Below are 19,215 nucleotides of genomic sequence, written 5' to 3'. Positions count from 1 at the left end.
CCGGACCCCCATCGCGGCTCAGCGGCGACTCTACGCTGTGCGCAACGATGTTGAAACCTCGTGCTCGCCGTCCCCGAGCGGTCGTCGACGGCGGTCGTGGCCGGGTGGGTAGTAGGGTGTGCGCCGGGGACGGACCCGAGGGTGTGTCGGGTCCGAAGAAACGGTAGGGGGCACCGTGGCGGCGACGCCGACAACGAAATGGCAGGTCGGCGGATACAGATTCCTCGTTCGCCGAATGGAACACGCATTGGTTCGGCGGGACGTGCGAATGCTGCACGACCCCATGCGCTCTCAATCCCGTGCACTCGCAGTCGGTCTCGTGATCGCGTGCATCGGACTTGCCGGGTGCGCAGCGCTCGCTCTGCTGCGGCCCCAGGACAAGATCGGCGACTCGGCGATCGTAGTCGGCAAGGAATCCGGCGCGATGTTCGTCCGCGTCGACGAAACCTTCCATCCCGTGCTGAATCTCGCGTCGGCACGCCTCGTCGTCGGGCAGGCGGACGATCCGACGATCGTCAAGGACAGCGAGCTCGCGAACAGGCCGCGAGGGGCGTTGGTGGGCATACCCGGTGCGCCGTCGTCGCTGCCGTACGACGTCGACGGTACGTCGGTCGCGTGGAGCGTCTGCGACACCGTTGGCGCGGCGGGGTCCGTGGCGGGCACGACCGTGATCGCAGGCGATCCCCGACACGGTGACGGCATCGAACAATTGCAGGACACCCAGGCTTTCCTGTGGGAGACCGGAGACGGGGTCTTTCTCGTCTACGACGGTGTACGCGCCGCGATCGATCTGAACGACAGGTCGGTCGTTCGAGCGCTCGGGCTAGAGAACACCGTGCCCTCCGGAGTCAGCGAGGCACTGGCCAACACCGTGCCCGTGGTTCCTCCGATCACACCGCCGCTGATTCCGCGGGCGGGCGAGTCACCCGCCTACTCGCTCGCGGGGAAGACCGTCGGCTCGGTGGTGAAAGTGGTCGACACCGAGGATCGTTACTACGTTGTCCTCTCCGAGGGGATTCAGGAGGTCAGCGTTGCCACCGCGCAGCTGATCACGTTCGCCGACTCGCAGGGGAGTCCGGAGATCGACTCGTTGACTCCCGACGCACTCAGCGATGCACCGTCGGCCGACTCGCTCGCGGTGAAGACTTTTCCGCGGTCCCGGCCGTCGATCGTCGATCGTCGGTCCGAGCCGGTGGCCTGCGTGGCCTGGCTCCCACAGGACGCGCCCGACGGCGGCCCCACCGCACGTCTCGAATTCTCTTCGGGCAGAGTGCTTCCGCTGCCGGACTCTGCTCGACCCGTTGCGTTGGCCCAGGCCGACGGTGGGGGACCTGCGGCCGACGAAGTGTTCGCGGCGCCGGGTAGCGGAGGTTTCGTGCAGACCACGGGGATCTCGCCGACGAGCGTGCGACGAGACGGATACTTCTTCGTGGCCGACACCGGCGTGCGGTACGGGGTTGCGGATGCGGACGCGGCCAAGGCACTCGGCTTCGGAGCGGCTGCGTCCGCACCCTGGCAGATAGTCGAATTGCTCGGCGTGGGGCCGGCTTTGAGTCGAGACGCAGCCTTGACCGCTCACGACGGTGTCGGACCAGATCCGGACGCAGCCCTGCTTCCATCCGAATGAGGGAGGACTCGGCGCCGCAGGGGCAGTGACAATCCGAGACCGAGAACGAGGACGACACCGACCGCCGCCGCGCCGGTCAGAGCCACCGTCCGCGGCTGGGTGTCGGGCGGCTCCGGCACGAGTGGCGCGGCGATGTCGACCGGCGAGGCAGGGAAATGCGCAGAGTCGTCGAGTACCTGCCCGGTAACCGCGGCCAGCGGATCGACGACGCCGTGACCGACGAAAGGATTCCAGCCCTCGGCGGGTGCGTGCGCTGTGGCCTCGATGCGTTCGATGACCTGGGCGGCGCGAAGGTCGGGCCGGTGCGCCCTGATCAGTGCAGCAACCGCGGCGACCAGGGGAGCCGAGAAACTCGTTCCTTGAATCGGAGTCACACCGCCCTGATTGTCGATGGTGCCGCCGGCGAGTCCGGTGCCCGTCGGCGACAGAGACGTCATCGCCGTGCCCGGTGCCGCGACGTCGACCCACGGGCCCGCGAGGGTGAACGCCGCCGGTGATCCGTCGGGGTTCACCGACCCGACGGTGAGAACCTGATCGTCGAACCATGCCGGTGTTGCGATCGTGGCGACGCGATCCCATTGATCGGCGAACGGATCGGTCGGGTCGGGTAGGGGGTTCTGCGTGGCGCACGCGGACCCGCCGCCTCCGGTGTTGCCTGCGGCTGCGACCACGACGACGTCCTTGACCGTGGCGGCGTACTCGACGGCCGCGCCCAGGGGGCCGTCGACAGGACCCGTCCCACCCGGTACGCACGCCACCTCGGAGATGTTGATGACGGTCGCGCCGAGGTCCGCGGCAGTGCGTACGGCCATCGCCATCGTCATCACGTTGCCGTAGCCCGACGCGTTCGCTGCAGCAGGATCCTCGGAGTCGGGCTCACCGCCTTCGCGGACGATCCGAAACGCGTTGCTCGACTGACGGATCGACAGAATCTGTGCTTCCGGAGCGCCGCCGGCGAAGCCGCTGCCCTCCACCCGTGACCCGGCGATGAGACCGGCGACGAGAGTTCCGTGGGCGTCGCAATCGGACAGTCCGTCGCCCGTGTGAACGTAGTCGCCTCCCGGCCGCAGACCAGGCAGTCGCGGGTGCGGTGAGACGCCCGTGTCGATAACGGCGACGACCTGCCCGGCGCCTCGGGTGATGGGCCACACGGACGCGAAGTCCAGAGCCTGAAGCTCGGCGGGAATCGCGCTGCCGTCCGGGATCTCCGAGACAGGAACACAGGCGTTTCGTTGCTCGGTGGGATCGAGAGGGGCGGCAGGCCCCGGTTCGGGCAGCAGCCCCGGATCGACGACGGGCCGGTCCGCGCTCGCGACTCCGGCTCCGACGGTCGCCGAGATCATCGCGGCAGCGATCGGAACCGTCAGTGTTCGTGCCCGGGCGCGCCGACTCGATCGGACCGTCACAGCGCGCGCATGGCCGTGTACAAGCCACACACCCAGCACGCCAGTGGGATCACGGTGGCGATCGCCGCGTACTCGATCAGTTCTGCAGTGCGCCGAAGGACCGGGGAGTACTCCCGGGTGGGCACGGCCGAACCGAAGAACAGCGCCACGAGCGCCACAGCGACGCATGCGACGAAGACTGCCGGCTGGATCGCGTCCGAATCGGATACGGCCGGCGTGAACACGACGGCCGCGAGCAAAGTCAGAAGGATCGAAGCACCGCCGAGGACGAGAGGAAGCGCGTGGGTCACCTGCGCGAAGGTTCGCCCGCGCAACAGCAGGAGCAAGGCCGTCGCGAGTGCAAGGGACACGCCCGGCCGATAGATGGCGTCGCTCGATCCGAGCGCAGCCAGAAGGGCGCCACCCGTGGCCGCCGCGCCGCCGGCACACACGAGACCGGTCAGGTGACTACGGGCTCGCCGTGCCCGATCGGCGAGTTCGGCCGCGCTGGTGGGGTCTTCGTCGCCTGCGTCGTCGAGCGGAGCTCCTGCCGTCGGTACGGGAGGTAGTGGAAGTCCTGCCTGCATCATCGACACACGAGGTGCGGCCGCCAAGGCGGCCAACGCAACCACGGTGGTCCCCGCTCCGATGGTGCTCACCGGAAGATCGGTGAACATCGACACCGTTGCGCCTGCGCACACGGTGACTGCTGCGGCACTCGCCGCGGTGAACACTGCGGATCCGTGGCCGCCGGTACGCAGTGCAAGAACGGCTGAGGCGCCGACCAGAGCCCCGCCGAGCAGGAGGTGTGGTGCCCCGAATTCTCCTGGAACGAACCGAGATCCGGCCACGAACATAAGTGGGAGCGCGCATGCGGACAGAAAAACACCGGTGCTGTCGTCCCGATAGAATCTCCCGACGACGGTTCCCGCGACGATCATCAGCACTGCGGTCGTCGCCGCGGCCACGGCTGCAGTGACGCTCCGGGCGCCGACCTCACCGGCGTCGACGCGACCGCCGAGTTGCAGCAGTGGAAGCATCACGGCGATGCAGGCGAGCAACACCGCCGACGCACTTGTCACGAAACCCACTCGCCGCGCGGTGGCGGCTGTCCAGAGGCCGTCCCTCGAGCCATCCCCCGAGCTGTCGACGGACGCCACCGCGAACATCAGATCGTCGTGAAGGGGAGGTAGCGCCGGGGCGTCGGCGGTACCGAGAACGAGCAGCTCACCGTCGCGAACCGATGCCTCGTTGAGCGTTGCCGTGCCCGAGATCGGCGGCATCCCCACTTTCGACAGCACCCAGTCTCGGCCGTGTCTGTCGTTGGCAGCTGTTGCACGGGAGTCGACGATGTCCACGATGCCGGGGATCAACAGCGAGATCGGCACGTCGGTGGGTAGAGCCATGTCCACCTGTGCGGATTTGCCGAGCACCGTCAGTCGACACAGGTCGAGCGGCGCTGCAGCGCCACGATCCCGCACGTCGCTCCTGGTGCTCGGTTCCACCGAGTTCGGCTGCAACCGCGCGCCGTGTCCGTTCACGGCCTGCGAAACATCCCCCGTCACTGCTCGTCCCTCGTCACTGATGTTCCCCCGTCGTGCACAGTCACCCCGCTCGTGCCCCCCTGGCTACGAGCGTGGCCCACGATACTCGGAAGCAGGGGCCTGCGGCGACGTGCCGGACGGTTCGATCAGACTGCGCTGGTCGCAGGTTCCTCGCTCCGCAGATTCGTCGCCTCGGCAAGGAGTTCGTAGGACCGCAGCCACGACGCTCGGTCGACGACCCCGGACGCCACGATCAACTCGTCGGCGTCGGCGTGGCGTACGAACCGATCGAGGTAATCCCGGACCGTTGCCGGTGTTCCCACCGCCGAATACTTGGTCATCTGCATGATCTGTCGGCCCTGCGGCGCGTCGAGAATCATGTCCGCTTCCTCGTCGGTGAAGGTTCGCCCACGGCCGAGCAGCAGGCTGACGCGACTGCGTTTGGTCGCGAGGAACTGTTGCTGCGCATCGGCTTCGGTGTCGGCCGCGATCACGTTGACACCTGCGATGACGTAGGGGGCGTCCAGCTGGTCCGACGGGCGGAACTCACGGCGATAGATCGATACGGCCTGCTCGAGCGCATCGGGTGCGAAGTGCGACGCGAAAGCGAACGGCAGACCGAGCGCGGCCGCGAGCTGCGCGCCGAACAACGACGACCCCAGAATGTACAGCGGTACCCCCGTGCCTGCTCCCGGCGTGGCCACCACGCCCGGCACGAGAGAATTGTCGGAGAGGAACCCCTGCAATTCCTGAACTTCCTGCGGGAAGCGGTCCGCCGACGACGGGTCTCGGCGCATCGCACGCATGGTCTGTTGGTCGCTGCCCGGTGCTCGGCCGAGGCCCAGATCGATGCGTCCCGGGTGCAGCGTGGCCAGGGTGCCGAACTGCTCTGCGATCGTCAGCGGCGCGTGGTTGGGCAACATCACTCCGCCCGACCCGAGCCGGATGGTGGTTGTGTTCGCGGCGACGTGACCGATCAGCACACTGGTCGCCGACGACGCGATGGTGCGCATGTTGTGGTGCTCGGCGTACCAGATTCGCCGGTAACCCCATTTCTCCGCGTGTCGAGCGAGTTCGACGCTCGCATCGAAGCTGTCCCTGACGCTTTCACCTGGACCTATGTGTGCTAGATCGAGGATCGACACCGGTACGGAGAACGGTTGCGACGGGGATGAGGACATGCGCGCTGCCAGCCTTTCGACGAGAAATATCGTGTTCGAGAGCGACCGAACGCTCTTCGTGAAGACAACCAGCGAGGACTGCGAGCTATTCCGACGCTCGACGCGAGGGCTGGCTCACCGTGCGCGCATGCGTTAGCCTTCGGGCCGGAGTCGCTCTCGCCTGGGAACGAGCGCGGTCTTCGTGTCGGGGGGACAGCGCGAGACGGTGGGGGCAGCAGCGTGAGTACGGTTCGTTTCGTTCGTGGTGCCCGCCGTCCGGTGCCCAGAACCCCTGGTGGCGAGGTCACGCTTCAGGCGCCGCCGGAAATTCCTCGGATCGTGCCGGGAAATCTGCTGATGAAGCTCATGCCGGTGGTCATGGTGGCGGCGATGGTCGGCATGGTCGCGTTGATGTTCACCTCCGGCATGGCCGCGAACCCCATGATGCTGATGTTTCCGGCGATGATGCTGGTATCGATGCTGGGGATGGTCGCGGGCGGAGGAAGAGGCGGCGGCGCGCGGACCGCCGAGGCGAACGAGGACCGCAAGGACTACCTGCGTTACCTGGACCAATTGCGCAAGGACGTGCGCGTCACGGCCGACGCGCAGCGCACAGCCCTCGAATGGTCGCATCCGGATTCGGCCGTCCTCTGGTCGTTCGCCGGAACCCACCGAATGTGGGAACGACGCACCGCGGACCCCGATTTCTGCCACGTGCGGATCGGCCGTGGCACGCAGAGATTGGCCACCCGGCTCGTGCCACCGGAAACCGGCCCGGTCGAGGAATTGGAGCCGGTGTCGGCGGTATCCCTCAGGCGCTTCGTGCGTGCGCATTCGGTCGTGAACGACCTGCCGACCGCGCTGTCGCTGCGCGGATTCGCGGCGATCGCGCTCACCGGGGACCGTTCCGCTGCGAGGGCGACGGTGCGTGCGATGATCGCGTCGCTGTGCACCTTCCACGACCCGGATCAGGTGCGCATCGCAGTGGTGTGCGGGCCGGACACGGTGATGCACTGGGACTGGATCAAGTGGCTCCCGCACGCGCAGCACGAGCTTCTCGAAGACGGAGTCGGCAGTGCTCGGATGATCTACGGCTCGTTCCTCGAACTCGAAGGTGCTCTGGGCGAGCAGCTTTCACTGCGCAACAGGTTCACGCGCGGCGCGCCGGCAACAGCCGGTGTCGCGCACATCGTGATCGTCGTCGACGGGGGATTGCTGGACAACAGTGGCACCGACGTGACACGAACCGGGTTGGAGGCGGTCACGGTGCTGGATCTCTCCGGATTCGCGACGTCGCTCGCGTCCAGTCGAGGGCTGCGACTCGTCACCGAGAACGGAACGGTGGGTGCGGTCAGCGGCCCCGGCGTCGAGATCTTCGGGCAGGCGGACACGCTGAGTGTCGCAGCAGCGGAAACGGTGGCGCGCCGGCTGTCTCCCTTCCGTACGACCACCGCTCGGCACAGCGACGTCACCGTCGACGAGGGTGAGTCGATATCGACATGGAACCGACTGCTCGCGATCCCCGATGTCGGTGACCTCGATCCGATGCGTGTGTGGACGCCGAGGCGTGGGCGCGACCGGCTGCGAGTACCGATAGGCGTCGCGCCCGACGGAAGCGCGGTCGAGATCGACCTGAAGGAATCCGCGGAGAACGGCATGGGTCCGCACGGACTGTGCATCGGTGCAACGGGATCGGGAAAATCGGAGTTTCTCCGGACATTGGTTCTGGGGTTGGTGGCGACCCACTCCCCGGATCAATTGAACCTGGTCCTCGTGGACTTCAAGGGTGGCGCGACGTTCGCCGGGCTCGAGGACGCGCCGCACGTCGCCGCCGTGATCACCAACCTGTCCGACGACCTCGCACTCGTGGACCGGATGAAGGATGCGCTGGCCGGTGAGATGAACCGCCGTCAGGAACTCCTCCGAGACGCCGGTAACTTCGCCAACGTCACGGACTACGAGAAAGCCCGATCGTCCGGCGCGGCCTTGGCGCCGATGCCCGCACTGTTCATCGTCGTCGACGAATTCTCGGAGTTGCTCAGTCAGCAGCCGGAATTCGCCGATCTCTTCGTCGCCATCGGACGTCTCGGGCGATCGCTGCACATGCACCTGTTGCTGGCCAGTCAGCGACTCGAGGAAGGCAAGCTTCGCGGGCTGGACAGCCACCTGTCGTACCGGATCGGCTTGAAGACGTTCTCGGCGAACGAGTCTCGGACGGTCCTGGGGGTTCCCGACGCCTACCACCTGCCGGCGCAACCCGGCGCAGGCTACCTCAAGTGCGACTCTGCCGAGATCATGCGGTTCGCGGCGTCCTACGTGTCGGGTCCGTACGTTCGTCCGCGTACGGCACGTCAGGTGAACGGACGTACGGACGTCGACATCGTTCCGAAGCTGTTCGGTGCGTTCCCCGTACCGGTTTCGCCCGGCGACCGGGCGCGCGAGGTGGAGGAAACGCACCCGGTCGACACCGCGGACCTCCGGGCGGACGGCGCCACGAGCGTGGACGACACTCAGGACGTCCGTACGGTTCTGGACGTCGTCGTCGAACGTGTTCGTGGGCACGGTAACCCGGCTCACGACGTCTGGCTTCCTCCGCTCGACCGGTCGCCGGCGCTCGACAGCCTGGTCGGAGCCACGGATCCGGCGGCGCTCGCCCAGCGACCGGCGACGCTGCGGGCACCGATCGGCATCGTCGACCGACCGTTCGATCAGCGCCGAGATCTCCTGCAGGTCGATCTGTCCGGCGCACAGGGGCATCTGGCGATAGTCGGTGGTCCCCAGACCGGAAAGTCGACTGCCGTGCGCACTCTGATCATGTCCATGGCGTCGACGCACACGCCGGAGCAAGTGCAGTTCTACTGCCTCGATTTCGGCGGTGGAACCCTCAACGCATTGATCGACCTCCCTCACGTGGGCTCGACGGCGAGCAGGCTCGACGTCGATCGTGTTCGTCGCACGGTCGCCGAGGTGACGTCGGTGATCAGTCGCCGTGAGCGTCTCTTCCGCCAACGGGGTATCGATTCGATGGCCGAATTCAGACGCCGACGGACCGAGCATCCCGTCGATCCCGAGGATTCGTTCGGAGACGTGTTCCTGGTCATCGACGGGTGGGGGAGCATCAGAACGGATTTCGAGCCGCTGGAGCAGCAGCTCGCCGCCGTCGCCGCGCAGGGGCTGTCCTACGGCGTCCATCTCGTCGTCACTGCGACGCGGTGGGCCGAGATCCGGCCCGCGACGAAGGACCTGATCGGTACCCGAATCGAGCTCCGTCTCGGTGACGCATCGGACTCGGAGTTCGGACGGGTCAAGGCGGCCAGGGTGCCGGAGAACAGGCCCGGCCGCGGAATCACGAAGGACGGGCTGCACCTGCTGATCGGCCTACCGCGCCTCGACGGTGCGTCGTCGACCACGGATTTGGGCACAGGAATCGCCGCTGCGCTGCGCAGTGTTTCGGCTCGATACGGCGACAGAGCCGCTCCTGCCGTCCGCATGCTTCCGGACAGCTTGCCCCTCGCGGACCTCAGGCGGGTACTGGTCGGTCGATGGCCGCGGGTGCGCGGCGAGGTCGCGGAGCTGTGGGTTCCGCTCGGCATCGACGAGGCCGAACTGAAACCCGTCGCGATCGACTTCGCCGAGCAAGCCCACTTCCTCGTGTTCGGAGACACCGAATGCGGAAAGACGTCGTTGCTGAAGTCCATCAGCTCCTCACTCGTGGAAGCGAACACGCCCCAGCAGGTCAAGATCATCTTCGCGGACTATCGACGGACGATGCTCGGTCTGGTGGACACCGATCATCTGGCCGGATACGCCGCGTCGCAGCCGGTTCTGACCACCATGATGACCGAGCTGGCGTCCAAACTGGCCGAACGCATGCCAGGCCCGGACGTCACGTCACAGCAACTTCGCGAACGGTCGTGGTGGACCGGGCCGGACATCTTCGTGATCGTCGACGATTACGATCTCGTGGCCACCGCGTCGGGAAATCCCCTGACGCCGTTGACGGAATACCTTCCGCACGCGCGAGACATCGGCCTGCACCTCGTCGTCGCGCGGCGGTCCGGCGGAGCCTCGCGGACGATGTACGACCCGGTGATCTCCCGCATCCGCGATCTCGTGTCACCGGGGTTGGTGATGAGCGGCTCTCGTGACGAGGGCAACCTCGTCGGAACGGTCAAACCGTCGCCGATGCCGCCGGGACGGGGAATGTTGGTGGACCGGCGTGGGCAGTCGCTCGTGCAACTGGCCTGGTCCCCGGCATGAGGGTGCGGGCCGCAGACTCCGCTGGAACCTACGCCGCAGTTCACCTCGGTGAGGATTGCGTGTCCGTGCTGGTGAGTTCGGCGGCTGGAGTGCAGTGCACCAGGTTCGACATCGCGCTGACGATGGACGAAGGCACCCTGCTCTTCCTGCGTTCCGATCCGCCGGACGTGGCAGCCGAGCATGCAGCGGCCGTCTCCGAGACCGAGCGGCGACCGTGGTCGTTCGTCGACGACGAAGCCGTACTCGTCGGATCGACCGTAGTTCCCACGGCTCGGGTGTTCGGCGGAATCGTGGGCGACGCACTCGCACGGTCCGGCGTCGTGGGCCACGTGGACCTGCTCGAGCTCGCGTGTCCGTCGGCGTGGGGTGACGCCCGCCGCGACGTCGTACGGCGAGCCGTCCGTTCCTCGGCCGGTGAGGTGACGGTGATCGACTCCGCGACGGCGGTCGTTCGATCGCTCGGAGAGCGTGCCCCCGAGTCTGCTGTGGTCGTCGAGGTCGACGATCTCAGCTCGGTCGTCGTCGGTCTCGATCGGCGGCGAGACGAGCCGGGGGTCGACGGGCAGCCACACGGCTACGTTCGCGATGTGCGCTGGGACGCGGTGGGCAGCAGAGACATCGACGTCGACGCCGCCGCGAGCCGCTCCGTTCTCGACCGTGTGGCTGCTCTCGTCGCGGCCGAACCCCGGCGTGGACGAGTCGACGTTTTCGTCCTCTCGACGACAGGCGACGAACCCGTCCTGCCCGGACTCACCGGACCCGGCGTCGGCGAGCCAGCGTCGGACGACCTGCACGCGTATCGGATTCACCGTGCGACGGGTCCGACCGTCGTTCGATCGATGGCGGCCGCCGTCGGACTGTCGGATCCGGGTGACGCACCCGGGGATTCGTACCGTTCGGCAGACGCGGGCTCGGCGTACGTGCCGGCCGCGGACACCCCCGACTGGGCCAGTCCGTTCGCAGCAGACATCTACGCGGCCGGGGTGCGCGGTGAAGTGGGGGCCGGTGACTTTCGAGCAGATCCCACGGTGCACCCGCCGGTGCCGTTGGGCCGAGCCGCGGCGTGGTTGACCGAGGCGACCGCGCCGTCGCCTCCGACGCGCCGTGTTTCCGCGCCGGCTGTCGGCGCGCTGGCTCTCGTCCTCCTGCTCGGCGGGCTGGTGTTCTTCGTGTTCCGCGCGGAGAAACCTGTACCTTCCGCCCAGCCTGTTTCCGCCCAGCCTGCATCCTCTCGACCCGTCCCGGCAGTGGCGCCGACGTCCGAGCCGCCGGTAGCCGGATCGTCGACGCGGGCCGCCGAGCGCTCGACACCCGTGTCGACACCGAATTCGACGCCGGACCCGGTCTCACGGTCGGAGTTCGGGAGAGTCAGTATCGCCGGGCCTGCGACCTGGACGACGCGCAGCGAGCAGACGCGAATTCTGTTGATACCGCCGGACTTTCCCGAGCGGCGGATCGTCCTCTCCTCGACGGAACTGACACCGGGTGCATCGTTGGATTCGGTGGCCGAGGATCTGCAGCGACAACTCGACGCGCGCAGCGACGACGGGTCGATCGTGGAATTCACCGCCGCGACCGATTTCGGTGAGCGAGTAGGAATCTCGTACGTGGAGAACCCGCCCGACGGCTCGACGGTGCAATGGCACGTCTTCGTCGACGGCGGGCTGCAGGTCAGCATCGGATGCCAGAGTTCTGCGGGCTTCGCGGACGCGTTGATCGACGACTGTGCGCGGGCGGTGTCGAGCCTGTCCGTCTCGCCGGCTCGGTAGATTCGCACATCGCTTCGAAGATTCTTCGGATCCGATGGAACCGAACCACCGGCCGGGTGCGTCCAATCAGATGTAGGGGGAGATCTGCTGGTACGCCATGGCGAACCGGTGCCTCGACCGAGCATTCACCAGAGTGCTCGACACCGATGAACACGAAGGGGTCGACATGGCACAAACCGATATTCAGACCATGCTCGCAGTGTCTGCAAAGGTCGACGGCCTGCGAGGCGAAATTCACGATCTGCTGTCCGCGCTGCGCGGCGATGTGAACCACGCGGCGTCCGGTATCTGGCAGGGTTCGGCATCGACGACATTCGCCCAGGTCATGACCAACTGGGATTCCAGCGCCAACAAGCTGGAGAACGCTCTGTCCGGCATCGGGGAGTCGATCAAGACCAGTGGTGTGCAGTACGACCAGTCGGAGCAGGACAACACGTCTCAGCTCAACTCCGTCGCGAGCAGCTTGAACCTCTGATCGCTCGCGCTCGGCTCTCGAACGTACGGACCAATCAACTCGTCGGCCTGAAGTCGATGGACACGAATGCGAGGAAACGATGACCAGCGGTGAAATCAAGTACAACTTCGGTGCGATCGGCGATCTGGCCGGCGGCATGACCACCAAGTGGTCGCAGCTCAACGAGAAGCTCGACGACGTCAAGTCGTCCATCCAGCCGCTCGTTGCGACGTGGCAGGGTGCCGACTCCGATCAGTACCAGGTCAAGCAGAACGAGTGGAACGCTGCGCAGGCCGAACTCAACGGCGTTCTGCAGAGCCTGATCGGCGCGGTGAACTCCGGCAACCAGCGGATGCAGGAGCAGGAAGCGGCCAACCGCGCGCGCTTCTCCTGATCTTCGTCGTCCATTCGGCCCCGACGTCCTCGCGACTTCGGGGCCGAATTGCGTGTGCGCCGGACTGTCGGTGACGCGGGGGTTTCCATCGGACGCCGCGCGATGTTCACTGGACCGCGTGACGGATCAGCTGGGCAGGATCGAGGAGGCGAGGTCGGTCGTCGCTGCTCGGCTGGAGTCTCTGCGGTCTCAGTTCGCCGCGATCGTCGAGGGCTCACGGTGGTCCACCGACGACGACGAACACGACCCGGAGGGTTCGACCATCGCGTTCGAGCGTGCCACGGTCGCGTCGCTTGCCCGCGATGCGGAATTAGAGTTGCGCGAGCTCGATGCAGCCACGGAACGCGTGGCGTCCGGCACCTACGGGATCTGCGAACGGTGCGGAGAATGCATCGCCGACGCTCGTCTCGACGCATTGCCCGCGGCACGCCGCTGTATCCGGTGCGTCCGTGCACGGTGAGTCGGGCGCACCTTCCGGTCGACGGGCGTTTTGACCTGGGGGCCACGCAGCCGGTATCGTCCCTCGTTGGCGTGTATGGGAACGCCGCGCACAATGCTGCGCGGCCGACTCCTTGATCTCGGGTCTCAACTGGCCGCCGAGGTCATCAATACGTCTTGGCCAGCAGCGACATCATGAAGACAGGACTTTTACGTGTCTACATACAGCCCGAAGGCCGGGGACACCACCCGGACTTGGCATGTGATCGACGCCACGGACGTCGTGCTCGGACGCCTTGCCGTCCAGGCCGCGACTCTGCTGCGCGGCAAGCACAAGCCGACCTACGCACCCAACGTCGACGGTGGCGATTTCGTCATCATCGTCAACGCCGAGAAGGTTGCCATCAGTGGCAACAAGCTCGACGGCAAGTTCCACCACCACCACTCCGGCCACCCGGGCGGACTGAAGTCGCGTTCGACTCGTCAGGTGTTGGAGAACAACCCGGACCGTCTCGTGGAGAAGGCCGTCAAGGGCATGATCCCCAAGAACAAGCTCGGTAATGCAATCGCGGGCAAGCTCAAGGTGTACGCGGGACCGAACCACCCGCACGCAGCTCAGCAGCCCGTTCCGTTCGAGATCAAGCAGGTGTCCCAGTGACGGCGCCGGAGGGAAATGACGTGACGTCGCAGGAAATCCCAGAAGAGGCAGTGGAGATCGCCGCGGACGAGTTCGTCTCCGTGGAAGAGCCCGAGGTCGTCGAGGAGATCGAGGCAGCCGCCGCCGCTCCCGCGCCCATCCTGTTCGACCGCCCGGTTCAGACCGTCGGCCGTCGTAAGGAAGCTGTCGCTCGCGTCCGGTTCGCTCCGGGCACCGGCGGATTCAAGCTCAACGGCCGCAGCCTCGAGGACTACTTCCCGAACAAGGTTCACCAGCAGCTCATCAAGGCTCCGCTGGTGCTCGTCGATCGTGCGGAGTCCTTCGACATCGTTGCACTGCTGCACGGTGGCGGACCGTCCGGACAGGCAGGCGCGCTGCGTCTGGCCATCTCTCGCGCCCTGATCGAGGTCACCCCCGAGGATCGCCCGCCGCTGAAGGCTGCCGGCTTCCTCACGCGTGATGCTCGTGCAGTCGAGCGTAAGAAGTACGGCCTGAAGAAGGCACGTAAGGCGTCGCAGTACTCCAAGCGCTGACGCGCCGCACAGTTCTACCCGCGAGGGCAGGCGTCCACGAAGTATCGGATGCCTGCCCTCGCGGCGTTTGTTCGACAGTTCTACATTCGAGCGGAGCCTGCGGAGCGACCGCATGCTCCATTCGAGCGGAGCCTGCGGAGCGACCGCATGCTCCATTCGAGCGGAGCCTGCGGAGCGACCGCATGCTCGATTCGGCGAAGGGGGACATGCCCGCATGACTCGACTGTTCGGTACCGACGGAGTACGGGGGCTGGCCAACGACCTCCTCACCCCCGAGTTGGCGTTGAAGGTGGCCAAGGCTGCGGCCGCTGTTCTCGCGCCCAGCTCGCCGGGTACGACTCCCGTCGCGGTGGTAGGACGTGATCCTCGTGCGAGCGGCGAAATGCTCACCGCTGCAGTCACTGCCGGGCTCACAGCGTCCGGAGTGGACGTCGTCGACGTCGGGGTTCTTCCCACGCCCGCAGTCGCATTCCTCACCGCAGACCTCGGTGCCGCACTCGGTGTGATGATCTCGGCATCGCACAATCCCATGCCGGACAACGGAATCAAGATCTTCGCCGCGGGCGGCCACAAGCTCGACGACGATGTCGAGGATCGAATCGAAGCGCACATCGCAGGCGATTTGCAGGGCGCCGCGCCGACAGGTGCAGGAATCGGCCGCGTCCGCGCATCGTCGGACGCCGCGGGTCGATACAGCGCGCACGTCGGACGTGCGTCGACTCATAGTCTCGACGGGCTGACCGTTGTCGTCGACTGCGCGCACGGGGCGGCCTCGGTGGTTGCACCCGCGATCTATGCGCAGGCAGGTGCCGACGTGATCGCCATCAACGCCGACCCCGACGGTCTGAACATCAACGACGGGTGCGGATCGACTCACATGGAGGACCTGCAGAAGGCCGTCGTGGAGCACGGCGCCGACCTGGGAATCGCACACGACGGCGACGCCGATCGGTGCCTCGCCGTCGACTCGACGGGTGCGATCGTCGACGGCGACGCGATCATGGCCGTCCTTGCCATCGGTCTCAAGGACGCGGGCGTCCTGACCGACGACACGCTGGTTGCCACCGTGATGAGCAACCTTGGCCTGCACATCGCGATGCGCGAGGCAGGGATCTCGGTCCGTACCACCGCGGTCGGTGACCGGTACGTGCTCGAGGAGCTGCGGTCGGGCGGATTCGCGCTCGGTGGCGAACAGAGCGGGCACGTGGTGATTCCGTCGTTCGGTACCACCGGCGACGGCGTTCTGACGGCCTTGCTGTTGATGGGGCGGATGGCCGAGACCGGACGTTCCTTGGCCAACCTGGCATCGGTGATGACGACGCTGCCTCAGGTGCTGATCAACGTGAAGGTGTCGGACAAGCGCGCTGTCGCGTCGGCCCCGGCTGTTCTGGATGCGGTGTCCGAGGCGGAACGGATCCTGGGTGACTCCGGGCGAGTCCTGCTGCGCCCCAGTGGAACCGAGCAGTTGGTGCGGGTGATGGTGGAAGCTGCCGAGGTGGATCTGGCGAACCGGCTCGCCGAGGATCTGGCGAGCCGGGTCGGCCAGGTCTGACCGGTGGTCAGGCCGTCAGTTCCCGTAGCTTGGTCAGCTGCGCGACGCGGCCGGCGGTGTTCTCGGCAAGTGGCGCGACGTTCAGCGTGGTGACCCCGGCTTCGGCGAACGCGGCGACACGCTCCTTGACGTAGCTTTCGGGACCGATCAGGTTGACGGCGCGGACCAGCTCGTCGGGCACAGCCGCCGCGGCCTCCTCCTTCTTTCCCGCGAGGTAGAGGTCCTGGATCTTCTCGGCTTCGGCCTCGTAGCCGTATCGCTGCGCCAGGTCGTTGTAGAAGTTCTTGCCCTTTGCGCCCATTCCGCCGATGTAGAGGGCGAGATGCGGCTTCACCCAGGGCAGGAACTTCTCGGCGTCGTCACCGATGGCGAGCGTCGGGCTCGCGAACACCTGCAGGTCGCCGAGCGACGGATCGCGCTTGGCCTTGCCTGCGGCCAAGGCGTCACCCCAGACCTGCTCTGCCTTCTCGGGGAAGTAGAAGATCGGCTGCCAGCCTTCGGCGATTTCGGCCGTCAACTCCACGTTCTTGGGTCCCAATGCTGCGATGACCACGGGGATGCGTTCGCGCACAGGGTGATTGATCAGCTTGAGTGGCTTTCCGAGACCGGTGCCCTTCTCGGCGGGAAGGGGGATCTGGTAGTACTTGCCCTGGTGTTCGACCTTCTCGCGGCGCCACACCTGGCGGCAGATGTCGATTACTTCCCTGGTCCGAGCGATCGGCGCGTCGTATTTGACGCCGTGGAATCCCTCGACCACCTGAGGTCCCGATGCGCCGAGGCCCAGAACGAACCGGCCGTCGGAGACGTAGTCCAAGCCGGCTGCCGTCATCGCCGTCAGCGACGGCGTGCGGGTGTAGATCTGGAAGATGCCCGACGCGATCTTGATCGTCGACGTCTTGGCGGCGAGGAACCCGAGCTGGCTGACGGCGTCGAACGAGTACGCCTCGGGGACGAAGATGATGTCGACCCCGGCCTTCTCCAGCTCCGCGACCTCGGCGACGGTCTCGTTGAACCCGCCCGAATAATTCAACATGGTTCCGATGTGCATGGGACTCCTCGCAGGTAGGTGCTATCCGATGTCGAGTCTTTCCGCTGGCTCACTGTGACCCGGCGGGTTCTTGTTATCGGACGATACCTGGGCACGGTGGAACCGAATGTTCTCGGGCTGCGTCGAACAGAGAAGGAGCACCGAACGGGTGCCGAGCAGTTCGTCGACATGGGGGAACGTCCGAGTATGGAAATCGACATCGAGAAGGTCGGTCGGGTGGCGGTGGAGTTGGACGCGTCCTCCCGGACGGTGGCGGATGTAGCTCTGGTGGCGACGACACTGTCGTTCGGGCCGGCCGCGGCCGGTCGTGACTACGGCGACGTCGGTCTGCGCATCGCCGCAGGGTACGACGGCGTGGAGACGGGAATTCGGCGGTGGAGCGAGGCCGTCGAGGACAATGCGGTGTCCCTGCGTGCCGTCCTCGACGCCTACCAGGCCGCCGACGGCCGGACGTCGTGGGCGATCGCGACCGCGGAAGGTCCGCGGTGAGTCCCACCGGACGCAGTGTCGACGAGATCCTCGACGCGGGGGCAGTGGGCCTTCTGTACTTCGAGAGGTACCTGCCGATCCTGCACCGACTCACAGCCGACACAGCGTGGGCGTACCCGGCCCTGTGCGCGCGGTACGACCAACAGCGTGGGCTCGACCTGGCGGTACTGTCCGAGGACGCGCGGCTTCTCGGCGACGGCGTCGTGTCGGCTCGGCGAGAGCTCGACAAGCAACGCGCACTCTTGGGCGACCTCGCGCAGGCCTGGGTCGGCTCTGCCGCGGAGTCCGCGGTTGCCGACATCGCATCGGACACGACGTTGGCCGATCAGCGTGTGCTCGCGACCGAACAGCTGGCACAGGTGCTCGGTCAGGCCGCCGAGAGGATTCGCGGAGCGGTGGAGCAGAAGGCGTCGGAGACGGCCCGGTTCGATCCGACCGTCGCGTCCGAGTGGGGAGCGATCGACGGCAAGATGCTGGAGATCGTCGAGCGTATCGACACGGTCGCGACGGTGGACCTTGCGGACCCGACGTCGTTGGATCGCGCGAAACAAGCCGCGGATGCGCTGGTGGACATGCTGCCGGTGTTCGACTGGCCTGTATCCAACGGACCGCTGTCTGCCGACTCCGCACCACGGAAGTTGATGCAGAACGCTCGGGACGTGTGCGACGAGTGGCTGCGCACGGTTCTGGTTCCCGTGGTCTCGGCTGCGTGCCGAACCTTCACGGACATCTGCTCATCCATCGATCAGGCAGTGCGGGACCACCTGACGACCGTGGCACTGGTCGCCGAAGCCGTTCGGTCCGAGCCGTTCCCGTCCGCCCCGCAGCCCCCGTGGGGTTGCGACGGTCCGAACCGACGAGCAGACGGGGGAGGGGGCACCCAGACCCTGCCTCTCGCTCAGCAGAACCCTCCCGATCCTCGGCACGACGGAGTGGTCCTGCCGGCACGCGTGCAGGAGTTCGGCCCGGACGTCGTCGACAGCCAACCGGGATCGGCTCCGATCACCCCTGGAAACGTCGCCGTTCCTGGCGATCCCGCCACATCCGGTGAGCGCCGGATCGATCCGTCGGAGATACGCGCCGGTCTCGAGTCGCTGCTCGGTGAGGTTCCGAGCAGCAAGGACATCATCGCCGCCATCGAGCGCTCCGGCGCCGAGATGGTCGAACGTACCGAGGCGGCAATCGAGGCTCTTCTCGATCGTCTGAGTTCACCCGACGGCGTCGGTGAAAACCTTTTGCCGCCAGCGGAATCGAACGACGCACCGCGAAGCCCGGGGCCGTCCGATGCGGGCGACCCAGCCGACACGACCGAGCGGAATCGGCCCGACGAACGACCGGATCCATCCGTCGCACAGAATCATCCGGTCTCCCCATTCGTTCCCGGACCGCCCGTCATGCCGCCACCCGTTGCGGGTGGCGACGTCGAACGTGGACATGTCGAGGCTGCGTTCGACGGGCACAGTGCTCGATTGTCGTTGGCGCACAATGGGAATGTGGCGTTGCAGCTCGGAACTCCCGACGGCGAGAGTCGTCGTTTCGAACTGAAGCCGGGACCGTTCGGTCTTCCGATCGTCGAGTGCACGACGAACCCGGAGCCTCCCGCTCCCGCACCGGGGCCACCTGCGCTTCCACCGGAACCCACCGCGCTCCCCTCTGAATCCGCCGCGTCCGGAACCGAGCAGGCGCCTGCGCCGGACCTCCCACCAGCACAACTACCGACACCCGAACCGCCGACACCCGAACCGCCGACACCCGAACCGCCGACACCCGAACCACCGACACCCGAACCACCGACACCCGAACCACCGACACCCGAACCACCGGTTACTTCAGAGCCGGACATGCCCGCACCCGCACCCGCTGGTTCCGGTGCTCGTCTGACCCAGGCGGGCCCCCTGTGACCC

The 19,215-nt window shown here is 66.7% G+C and carries 15 protein-coding genes; 11 read left to right on the top strand and 4 right to left on the bottom strand.

Going from position 1 to position 19,215, the window contains the following annotated elements:
* The first annotated feature begins 175 nt into the window (after positions 1-175).
* Positions 176-1,627, top strand: coding sequence for a type VII secretion protein EccB (eccB, locus tag CH292_RS01470; RefSeq protein ID WP_037157506.1), 1,452 nt, complete (start codon positions 176-178; stop codon positions 1,625-1,627).
* On the opposite strand, the gene mycP is transcribed toward eccB, so the two are convergent.
* The 3 genes from mycP to CH292_RS01455 form a co-directional block, all read right to left on the bottom strand.
* Entirely contained in the window at positions 1,576-3,072 is a 1,497-nt protein-coding gene (gene mycP, locus CH292_RS01465; RefSeq protein WP_020111150.1) for a type VII secretion-associated serine protease mycosin, read from the bottom strand. The two genes, eccB and mycP, sit on opposite strands and share 52 nt — an antisense overlap.
* Positions 3,030-4,577, bottom strand: a complete 1,548-nt coding sequence (eccD, locus tag CH292_RS01460; RefSeq protein ID WP_230621033.1) for a type VII secretion integral membrane protein EccD — start codon at positions 4,575-4,577, stop codon at positions 3,030-3,032. The genes mycP and eccD overlap by 43 nt, the downstream gene beginning before the upstream one ends.
* A gap of 125 nt (positions 4,578-4,702) precedes the next feature.
* The gene (locus CH292_RS01455; RefSeq protein ID WP_094653838.1) at positions 4,703-5,737 is read right to left on the bottom strand and encodes an LLM class flavin-dependent oxidoreductase; all 1,035 of its coding nucleotides are present in this window, start codon (positions 5,735-5,737) and stop codon (positions 4,703-4,705) included.
* A gap of 219 nt (positions 5,738-5,956) precedes the next feature.
* Between CH292_RS01455 and eccCa the strand changes: the two genes are divergently transcribed.
* The 8 genes from eccCa to glmM all read left to right on the top strand — a co-directional run bounded on the left by eccCa (position 5,957) and on the right by glmM (position 15,774).
* Positions 5,957-9,976: a type VII secretion protein EccCa gene (eccCa, locus tag CH292_RS01450; RefSeq protein ID WP_179277885.1), complete on the top strand. Its 4,020-nt coding sequence runs from the start codon at positions 5,957-5,959 to the stop codon at positions 9,974-9,976.
* A complete protein-coding gene (locus CH292_RS01445; RefSeq protein ID WP_094653836.1) occupies positions 9,973-11,745 on the top strand; it encodes a type VII secretion-associated protein in 1,773 nt (590 codons plus the stop codon). The genes eccCa and CH292_RS01445 overlap by 4 nt, the downstream gene beginning before the upstream one ends.
* A gap of 166 nt (positions 11,746-11,911) precedes the next feature.
* Entirely contained in the window at positions 11,912-12,220 is a 309-nt protein-coding gene (locus CH292_RS01440) for a WXG100 family type VII secretion target (protein WP_230593817.1), read from the top strand.
* Between the two features lie 79 nt (positions 12,221-12,299).
* Positions 12,300-12,593 carry a WXG100 family type VII secretion target gene (locus CH292_RS01435; protein WP_019663588.1) on the top strand — a complete coding sequence of 98 codons (294 nt, stop codon included), beginning with the start codon at positions 12,300-12,302 and terminating at the stop codon, positions 12,591-12,593.
* Between the two features lie 118 nt (positions 12,594-12,711).
* Positions 12,712-13,053, top strand: a complete 342-nt coding sequence (locus CH292_RS01430) for a TraR/DksA C4-type zinc finger protein (RefSeq protein ID WP_019663589.1) — start codon at positions 12,712-12,714, stop codon at positions 13,051-13,053.
* A 192-nt stretch (positions 13,054-13,245) separates the two neighbouring features.
* Positions 13,246-13,689 carry a 50S ribosomal protein L13 gene (gene rplM, locus CH292_RS01425; RefSeq protein ID WP_019663590.1) on the top strand — a complete coding sequence of 148 codons (444 nt, stop codon included), beginning with the start codon at positions 13,246-13,248 and terminating at the stop codon, positions 13,687-13,689.
* Entirely contained in the window at positions 13,686-14,222 is a 537-nt protein-coding gene (gene rpsI / locus CH292_RS01420) for a 30S ribosomal protein S9 (RefSeq protein WP_019663591.1), read from the top strand. Before rplM ends, rpsI begins: the two co-directional genes overlap by 4 nt.
* A 214-nt stretch (positions 14,223-14,436) precedes the next feature.
* Positions 14,437-15,774, top strand: a complete 1,338-nt coding sequence (gene glmM, locus CH292_RS01415) for a phosphoglucosamine mutase (RefSeq protein WP_094653835.1) — start codon at positions 14,437-14,439, stop codon at positions 15,772-15,774.
* Between the two features lie 7 nt (positions 15,775-15,781).
* Here glmM and CH292_RS01410 read toward each other — a convergent pair whose 3' ends face one another.
* Positions 15,782-16,822 (bottom strand): LLM class F420-dependent oxidoreductase, encoded by a 1,041-nt coding sequence (locus CH292_RS01410; protein ID WP_020111143.1) that lies wholly within the window; start codon positions 16,820-16,822, stop codon positions 15,782-15,784.
* Positions 16,823-16,918: 96 nt separating this feature from the next.
* Here CH292_RS01410 and CH292_RS01405 point away from each other — a divergent pair, with 96 nt between their 5' ends.
* Positions 16,919-17,311 (top strand): hypothetical protein, encoded by a 393-nt coding sequence (locus CH292_RS01405; protein WP_037181607.1) that lies wholly within the window; start codon positions 16,919-16,921, stop codon positions 17,309-17,311.
* Positions 17,308-19,212: a hypothetical protein gene (locus tag CH292_RS01400; RefSeq protein ID WP_256977839.1), complete on the top strand. Its 1,905-nt coding sequence runs from the start codon at positions 17,308-17,310 to the stop codon at positions 19,210-19,212. Before CH292_RS01405 ends, CH292_RS01400 begins: the two co-directional genes overlap by 4 nt.
* Positions 19,213-19,215: the final 3 nt, after the last annotated feature.

This window comes from Rhodococcus sp. 14-2470-1a, from assembly GCF_002259425.1.
Taxonomy (GTDB): domain Bacteria; phylum Actinomycetota; class Actinomycetes; order Mycobacteriales; family Mycobacteriaceae; genus Rhodococcoides; species Rhodococcoides fascians_E.
The sequence above is the reverse complement of the archived record's forward strand: the minus strand, read 5'-3'. Positions and strand labels throughout refer to the sequence as shown.

Bases quoted from the DNA above. Each gene is read 5' to 3' on its own strand.
- CH292_RS01445 (WP_094653836.1), top strand. From the start codon at position 9,973: ATGAGGGTGCGGGCCGCAGACTCCGCTGGAACCTACGCCGCAGTTCAC.
- glmM (WP_094653835.1), top strand. From the start codon at position 14,437: ATGACTCGACTGTTCGGTACCGACGGAGTACGGGGGCTGGCCAACGAC.
- CH292_RS01455 (WP_094653838.1), bottom strand. From the start codon at position 5,737: ATGTCCTCATCCCCGTCGCAACCGTTCTCCGTACCGGTGTCGATCCTC.
- CH292_RS01435 (WP_019663588.1), top strand. From the start codon at position 12,300: ATGACCAGCGGTGAAATCAAGTACAACTTCGGTGCGATCGGCGATCTG.
- CH292_RS01410 (WP_020111143.1), bottom strand. From the start codon at position 16,822: ATGCACATCGGAACCATGTTGAATTATTCGGGCGGGTTCAACGAGACC.
- CH292_RS01440 (WP_230593817.1), top strand. From the start codon at position 11,912: ATGGCACAAACCGATATTCAGACCATGCTCGCAGTGTCTGCAAAGGTC.